The sequence below is a fragment of the Sphingomonas sp. Leaf412 genome, assembly GCF_001425405.1.
Taxonomy (GTDB): domain Bacteria; phylum Pseudomonadota; class Alphaproteobacteria; order Sphingomonadales; family Sphingomonadaceae; genus Sphingomonas.
In genome coordinates this window covers 223,957-232,673 of the sequence record NZ_LMQP01000004.1, presented here as the reverse complement: position 1 = coordinate 232,673, position 8,717 = coordinate 223,957, and the positions used below count along the sequence as shown (strand labels likewise).

Below are 8,717 nucleotides of genomic sequence, written 5' to 3'. Positions count from 1 at the left end.
TACGCAGAACCCCGCTCGTTGGTCTGCTTGAACCCTGGGTTCCCGCCTTCGCGGGAACACGACGTAGGCCGTTACGGCAGGAACGCCGCCGCAGGCATCGGCGCTTCCTCGACCAGCGTATCGCTCCCCAGCCGCCGCACCCAGCGCGCCGCGCGCGTGAATTCGGGCCAGTCGAGCGTGCCGTCGGTCGCGAAGCGCACCCATGTCGCATGCATCCGGTCCGCGACCTCCTGCGGCGCGGTCTCGCCCAGCAATCCCTCGGGCCCCGTCGCGCAGGCCAAAGTATCGAATACGAACGGGATCTCCACCGCATGCGCCGCGCCCAATTGCCCGTCGAAGGCGGTCGATCCCCAGTCGAATTCGTACACATGCGTCCGTCCGCGATGCTCCTCCGCGAACCGCCGCGCGGGCCAGCGGAAGACGAGGTCGGTCATCGCATCGGTCAGCGCGACGCCGGGGCGCACCCGTCCCATGCCATAGGCCTTCAGCACCGCCCACGCACGCGGCTGCGACCGGCGCAGGACGAACCACGACAGGAACCGCCCCACCTTGTCGCGCACGCCGGACGGCACGAGGTACAGGTTCATCTCCTGAGCGTTGGTGCCGATCAAAAGCTCGACGTCGGCGCCCGCGCCGGCCTTCAGCGCGTCGAGCGGGGGTACGGGCAGCACGTCGTCGCCATGGACGGGGATGAAGCGGCTGATCCCGAACACCGGCTCGCGCCCGTCCGCGTCGCGCAGGTCGAGGCGGGTGGTGGGCAGCGAGACCTTCTCCACCGCGTCCAGCGCCGCGCCCGGCGCGATGCTGGCGTAGCCGTCGCGCGTCGGCGCGATGCCCAGCAGCCGCGCCAGCTTCGCCACCAGCCTTTGCGCCACGCCGACGTCGCGCGTCATCGCGCCATGCCCGCTCTGCACGATCGCCCGGCGGAACAGCCCGGCGGCGAGCGGGGAGGCGATCAGGTCCGCGATCGCCATCGCGCCCGCGCTCTCGCCGAAGACGGTGACGTTGCCGGGATCGCCCCCGAACGCCGCGATATGCCGCTGCACCCACGCCAGCGCCGCGATCATGTCGCGCAGGCCCAGGTTCGTCGGCACGCCCGGGATCGGCAGGAAGCCGTCGATGCCGAGGCGATAGTTGATCGCGACGCACACGATCCCGTCGCGTGCGAACGTGCGCCCGTCCTGCACCGGCGCGTCCTTCGACCCCACGACGAAGCCGCCGCCGTGGACGAACACCATCACCGGCCGCCCCGTGGCATCCTCCGGCGCCCAGACGTTCAGCGTCAGGTGGTCGTCGCCGTCCTTCCATCCGTCGCCGACCAGCGCGAGGACGTCGATGCCGGGGACGGCGCGGACCCGCTGCGGCGCGTTGGCGCCCGGGACCGCCGCACGGCGCATCCCGTCCCATGGCGCCACCGGCGCGGGCGCGGCGAAACGGTTCGCGCCGACGGGCGGCGCGGCGTAGGGGATGTCGTCGAACCGCACGACGCCCGCGTCCGCGATGCCCGAGACGATACCGTCGGGAAGGGTGACCAGCGTTTCCATGGCGCGGGGGGTATCACATCATCGCGCGGCCGCGTTTTGCCGCGCGGCTCGCAAGCTTGGCCGCACGCGCCTGTGCCCGTTGTTGACACAGGCCGGGGCGTGGCGGCATTTCGACGGCCATGCCCCAACGTCTGTCGCGCAACGTCTCGCTCTCCGCCGAACTCGACGGATTCATCGCGCGCTGTCTCGCGACGGGCGACTACGGCAATGCCAGCGAGGTCGTCCGGGCGGCGCTGCGTTTGTTGCGCCAGCAGGAGGGCGGGGCGGAGGTGCGGCCGGACTGGCCGGTCGGTGGCGGCGAATGCGGCGCGTTGGTGCGCGACCAGGACTGGTCGCGAACCGCATTGGGGCCGATCGCGGGCTGGTCGGCGGCGTTGCGCGCGACGGTGTCGAACGTCGTCAATTCCCCGGTCGCGAAGGTGCTGATGTGGGGCGCGGACAACGTCATGCTCTACAACGACGCGTATCGCGCGATCGCGGGGGCGAACCATCCGCGCGCGCTGGGCGGTACCGTGCGCGACATCTTCCCGGAACTGTGGGGCTGGAACCGCGACGTGCTGGACGCCGGGTTCCGCGGGCAGACGCTGCACTTCCACGACCAGGTGTTGCGGATGGAGCGCGACGGGGCGATGCGCGATATCGTCTTCGACCTGTTCTACACCCCCGTATACGACGCGGACGGCACGGTCGGCGGGGTCCTGTGCACCTGCGTCGACAATACCGCGCGCGCGCTGGCGGAACGCGCGCTGTCGGAACGCGAGCTGGAACTGCGCCTCGTCACCGACGCGCTGCCCGTGCTGGTGTCGTTCATCGACCGCGACCTGACCTTCCGCTTCGCCAACCGACATTATGTCGAATGGTTCGGCCTGACCCCCGAACAGGTGGTGGGTCGACCGGTGCTGGACGTCATCGGCGCGAAGAACTTCGCCGATCGCCTGCCGATGATGCAGCGCGCGCTGGCGGGCGAGGGCAGCGACGACGACAGCACGATCTACGCCGGCGACGGATCGCCGCGCCGCGCCAACATCCGCTACATCCCCCGCGTCGAGCATGACGGGACGGTATCGGGGTTCCAGGTGCTGGTCTTCGACCTGGAGGATCGCGCGCGCCGCGAGGAGGCGCTGGCGGCCAGCAACAGCCGCTTCCGCGCCGCGATGGAGGCGATCCACGGCGTCCTGTGGACGAACAGCGCGGACGGACGGATGCTGGGGGAGCAGCCCGGCTGGGCCGCGCTGACCGGGCAGTCGCAGGACGCGTATCGCGACTACGGCTGGACCGCGGCGGTCCACCCCGACGACGTGGCGGACACGGTGGCGGCGTGGCAGGCGGCGGTCACCGCGAAAGCGATGTTCGTCCACGAACATCGCGTCCGGCGGCATTGCGGCACGTGGCGCAGCTTCGCGATCCGCGCGTTGCCGATCCTGGACGAGGCGGGCACGCTGACCGAATGGGTCGGCGTCCACACGGATATCAGCCACCAGCGCGCGGCCGAACAGGCGCTGCGCGCGCATGCCGAGGATCTGGAGCGCGAGGTGCGGCATCGCGAGGCGGCCGAGGTGCAGCTGCGCGAGCTGAACGAGACGCTGGAGACGCGCGTCATCGCCGAGATCGGGGAACGGCGCGAGGCGGAGATGAAGCTGGCGCGCGCGCAGAAGATGGAGGCCGTGGGCAAGCTGACCGGCGGGGTGGCGCACGATTTCAACAACCTGTTGCAGGTGGTGTCGGGCAACCTGCAACTGCTGGGCAAGGACGTGGCGGGCAACGCCCGCGCGGAACAGCGCGTCGTGAACGCGCTGGCGGGCGTGTCGCGCGGCGCGAAGCTGGCGGCGCAGCTGCTCGCGTTCGGCCGGCGGCAGGCGCTGGAGCCCAAGGTGGTGAACATCAGCCGCTTCGTGCGCGGCATGGACGACATGCTGCGCCGCGCGCTGGGGGAGGCGGTGGAGATCGAGACGGTCGTCGCCGCGGGGCTGTGGAACACCTTCATCGATCCCGGCCAGATCGAGAACGCGCTGCTGAACCTGGCGATCAACGCGCGCGACGCGATGGACGGGCAGGGGCGGCTGACCGTCGAACTCGGCAATGCCAGCCTCGACGACGATTATTGCCGTCGTCACATGGAGGAGGTGAAGCCGGGGCAATATGTCATGCTGGCGGTCAGCGACACCGGCAGCGGCATGACGCCGGACGTGATGGCGCATGTGTTCGAACCGTTCTTCACCACGAAGGGGGAGGGCAAGGGATCGGGCCTCGGCCTGTCGATGGTCTACGGCTTCGTGCGCCAGTCGGGCGGCCACGTCGCGGTCTATTCCGAGGTCGGCAGCGGCACCACGATCCGCCTGTACCTGCCGCGCGCGATGGAGGCGGAGGATGTCGAGGTCGCGACGCTCGACGGTCCCGTCGCCGGCGGCAGCGAGACCGTGCTGGTGGTCGAGGACGACGACGAGGTGCGCGCGACCGTCGTCGAGATGCTGGGCGACCTGGGCTATCGCGTGCTGAAGGCGGTCGACGCGGCCAGCGGCCTGGCCGTGATCGAAAGCGGCGTGCCCGTCGACCTGCTGTTCACCGACGTCGTCATGCCCGGACGGTTGAAGAGCCCGGAAATGGCGCGCAAGGCGCGGGCCCGCCTGCCCGGCCTGGCCGTGCTGTTCACGTCGGGCTACACCGAAAACTCGATCGTCCACGGCGGGCGGCTGGATGCGGGGGTGGAACTGCTGTCCAAGCCCTACACGCGCGAGGCGCTGGCGCGGAAGATCCGCCACGTGCTGGGCGACCGTCCGGTCGATACCGTGCCGCGGCTGACCGTCCTGCTGGTGGAGGACGATGCGATGATCCGCGCGGGCACGGCCGCGACGCTGACCGACGCCGGGCATCTGGTGGTCGAGGCGGGCAGCGCGGAGGAAGCGATGGCCGCGCTCCAGACCGTGGCGGTCGACGTGCTGGTGACCGACCTGAACCTGCCCGGTTCGTCCGGCGCCGCGCTGGCGCGGACCGCGCGGGACCTGCGTCCGGCGATCGGCCTCGTCTTCGCCACCGGCTCCCCCGACGCCGCGCCCGCGCTGCCGGAGGCATTGGTGCTATCCAAGCCGTATCGCCCGGCCACGCTGCTCGACACCGTCGCCAGGGCGGCGGTCGCGGCGGTACCGGTATCGCATCCGTGACGATCGCATCGGGTGTCCGATGCTAAGTTATTGAAGAACAATAATGGTTGACGTCCCGGCGCGGGACGGGCCGAAATTCCCGGTATCCTAAGCTTTCGGGTGGTGCCATTGGCGCGTCATTGCGGTGGAGCGGTAAGGGAACGGGCTGAGTCGTCCGGGCCGCCGCCCGCCCTCTAACGGGGGGTTACGGACATGGTGACGATTGACGGCCTGCTGGCAGACTGGACGCTCGCCGACCGGATCGATCGCGGTGCGAACGCGGGATACGAGATCTACGCGCGCAGCGAGGGCACGGATTTCGTGTTCGCCATGAAGGCGCCCCAGGCGATCGGCGCGAACACGACCGCGTGGCTGAACACCGATCGCAACGCGTCGACCGGGTTCAAGGTGTTCGGCTTCGCCGGTGGTGCGGAGTACAACGTCAACATCGGCGCCGACGGGCTGGTGTCGCTGTACAGCGGCGGCGCGGGCCAGACGCTGGTGCAGGCTGGGCTGACCGCGGCATGGTCGGCCGACCGGACCGCACTGGAATTCCGCGTGCCCAAGGCCGCGGTGGGCAATCCCAACGCGATCGACACGTTGTTCGACGTGAACGACAACACCTTCCTGCCCGGCGATTATTCGTCGACGCCCTTCACCGTCTTCAACGACACCGGGCTCCAGGCCGACCCGGCGCAGCGGATCGCGATCGTCTATTCCGAAACGACGGCGAAGAATTATTTCAGCGTCACCGCCTATGCGCAGCTGGTGATGGCGGCGCAGAGCCAGGCGATGCAGGCGGGCGTGCCGTTCGACATCCTGACCGAGGCGGACCTGACCAGCCTGTCGACGCTGTCGAAGTACGACAGCATCGTCTTCCCGTCGTTCCGCAACGTGGAGGCGAGCCAGGCGACGCTCATCACGCAGACGCTGGAACAGGCGACGAAGCAGTTCGGGATCGGGCTGGTCGCGGGCGGCGAGTTCATGACCAACGGCGCGGACAATGCGGCGCTGGCGGGGGACAGCTATGCGCGCATGAAGCTGCTGTTCGACGCGACGCGCGTGACCGGCGGCTTCCCCGCCGACGTGACGGTGAAGGCGACCGACGCCGCCGGCCTCGTGCTGGACGGATACGACCAGGGACAGGTCATCCGCCAATATACCGGCATCGGCTGGAACGCCTTCACCAGCGTCAGCGGCACGGGCACGACGATCGCGACCGAGACGGTGGGCGGCGTCGACTATGCCGCCGCGATCGCGACGAAGACGGGGGGGCGCAACGTCCTGTTCTCGTCCGAGGCGGTGATGGCCGACGACAACATGCTGCAAAAGGCGATCGACTACAGCGTCAACGGCGGCGGCCTGTCGGTCGGGCTGCAAATGACGCGCGACGCGGGCATGGTCGCGTCGCGGGTCGACATGGACCAGAGCCAGGAGAAGATCGAGGTCAATCCGGACGGTACGGCGCCGGGCGTCTACGACAAGCTGATCCCGATCCTGGCCGCGTGGAAGGCGGACTATAATTTCGTCGGCAGCTATTACGTCAACGTCGGCAACGACGCGGCGAACGGTCAGGATACCGACTGGGCGGTGTCGCTGCCGGTGTACAAGGCGTTGATCGACATGGGCAACGAGCTGGGCAACCACAGCTACACCCATCCCGAGAACACCAACCCCCTGACTCCCGAGCAGATCGCGTTCGAATTCGGCCAGTCGCGCACGGTTCTGGAGCAGCGGCTGTCCGCGTTCCTGGGCCGCGAGGTCAAGGTCGGCGGCGTGGCGGTTCCCGGCGCGCCGGAACAGATCGCCACCAGCCAGGAAATCCTGAAATACGCCGAATATCTGTCGGGCGGCTATTCGGGCGTCGGCGCGGGCTATCCCAATGCGTTCGGCTTCCTGCCGACCACGGGCGTCGCGGGGCCGAACCTGATCGTCAACGGCAGCTTCGAGGAGGCCGTCGTCAGCCCCAATTCCTGGCGCACCACGACCGCCGGGCAGGTGCCGGGCTGGACCGGCGCGGGCGAGGGGATCGAGGTGTGGAACGGCGGCTTCAACGGCGTCGCGCCCTCGAACGGCAAGAACGTGGTTGAGGTCGACGGGGCCACCGGCGCGCTGTCGCAATCGGTGAAGACCGAGGCGGGCAAGGCCTATACGCTGTCGTTCGACTTCGCCGGGCGTCCCGGTGCGGTGGCCAGCTCCGCGTTCGACGTGGTGTGGAACGGCGTCGTGGTCGCCACGATCGCGCCGACCGGATCGACGATGACCGCGCGCACGCTGACCGTCACCGGCACGGGCGGGAACGACACCGTGGCGTTCCGCGCGGTCGCGGGCGACAACGACAATCTCGGCGCGTTGCTGGACAACGTATCGCTGGCGTCGGTCGCGGGCGCGGGTCCGTCGTTCGACAAGGTGTATATCGCGCCGAACACCGCGTTCGATTTCACGCTGATGGAATTCCAGAAGAAGACCGTGGCGGAAGCGGAGGCGGTCTGGGCGAAGGAGTTCGCGGCGCTGACGGCCGAGGCGGATGCGCCCGTCGTCGTCTGGCCGTGGCACGATTACGGCCCGACCGCGTGGAACACCGGCGGCCCCTCGCCCTACACGCAGCAGATGTTCACGAACTGGATCGCGCGCGCCTCCGCCGCGGGCATGGAGTTCGTGACGCTGGCCGACCTGGCCGCACGCATCAAGGCGTTCGACACGACGACCATCACCTCCACCGTGTCGGGCAACACCATCACCGCGAAGGTCGGCGCGACCACCGGCACCTTCTCCCTCGACGTCGACGGACAGGGGACGAAGGTGATCCAGAGCGTCGCGGGCTGGTACGCGTACGACAAGGACAAGGTGTTCCTGCCGCAGGCGGGCGGCACGTTCGTCGTCACCATGGGCGCGGTCGCGGACGACGTGACGCGGATCACCGACCTGCCGATGCGCGCCTCGCTGGTGTCGCTGTCGGGCGACGGCCGCGACCTGTCCTTCACGCTGTCGGGCGAGGGCAAGGTGGTCGTGGACGTCAAGGCGCCCGGCACCGACTGGGTGACCTGGACCGGGGCGACGAAGTCCAGCTTCGTCGGCGAGATCCTGACGCTCGACGTCGGCGCGGCGGGGACCCATGCGGTGACGGTGGGGCATGTCGCCAACACCGGCCCCGTCATCACCTCGCTGGGCGGCGGCACGACGGGCAACGTGACGATCGCGGAGAACACCGCGTTCGTCACGACCGCCGCCGCCACGGACAGCGACATCCGGTGGGGCGATGCGGTCACCTGGTCGATCGCACCGGGCGGCGACGGCGCGCTGTTCGCCATCGACGCGCGGACCGGCGCGCTCAGCTTCCGCGCCGCGCCCGATTTCGAAACCCCGCTGGACTCGATCAACCGCGACAGCATCTACGACGTGACGATCGTCGCGACCGACGCGCGCGGCGCCACCGACCGGCAGGCGCTGTACGTCACCGTCACCGACATCGTCGGCGTGACGCGGACGGGATCGCTGACCAACGACCTGATGACCGGAACCAGCGAGCAGGACATGCTGGACGGCAGCTGGGGCAACGACACGATCCGCGGCCTGGGCGGCGACGACCGGCTGTTCGGCGGCTGGGGCAACGACACGATCGACGGCGGCGACGGGGCCGACCTGATCGTCGGCGGCTGGGGCATGGATACGATGACGGGCGGCGCGGGACGCGACACGTTCCGGTTCGAAAGCACGATCGACACCGGCACGCTGACGTCGACGCGCGACATCGTGACGGACTTCCGCCCGGGGGAGGACCGGATCGATCTGTCCGCGATCGACGCCAACACTTCCCTGTTCGCGCGCGGCGACCAGGCGTTCGGCCTGCTGTCGACCCCCGGCGCGGCGTTCACCGCCGCAGGGCAGCTGCGCTACAGCTACCAGACGATCGGCGGCACCGAATATACGATCGTGGAGGGCAATACCGACAGCGATCGTTCGGCGGAATTCGCCATCTCGCTGATCGGCCGTCACGTCCTGTCCGCCACCGACTTCGTTCTTTAACCCCCGTGCG

3 protein-coding genes are annotated in these 8,717 nt (G+C 69.4%); 2 read left to right on the top strand and 1 reads right to left on the bottom strand.

The window, feature by feature from the left end; all coding sequences use genetic code 11:
- Positions 1–71: 71 nt before the first annotated feature.
- A complete protein-coding gene (locus ASG29_RS15335) occupies positions 72–1,544 on the bottom strand; it encodes a carboxylesterase/lipase family protein (protein ID WP_055986276.1) in 1,473 nt (490 codons plus the stop codon).
- 119 nt (positions 1,545–1,663) lie between these two features.
- On the opposite strand from ASG29_RS15335, the gene ASG29_RS15330 reads away from it, so the two are divergent.
- Both ASG29_RS15330 and ASG29_RS17645 read left to right on the top strand, forming a co-directional pair.
- Positions 1,664–4,702, top strand: coding sequence for a type II toxin-antitoxin system ParD family antitoxin (locus ASG29_RS15330; protein WP_082516196.1), 3,039 nt, complete (start codon positions 1,664–1,666; stop codon positions 4,700–4,702).
- A 192-nt stretch (positions 4,703–4,894) separates the two neighbouring features.
- Complete coding sequence (locus ASG29_RS17645; protein WP_235532954.1) at positions 4,895–8,707, top strand: M10 family metallopeptidase C-terminal domain-containing protein; 3,813 nt, start codon at positions 4,895–4,897, stop codon at positions 8,705–8,707.
- The last annotated feature ends 10 nt before the right edge of the window (positions 8,708–8,717 follow it).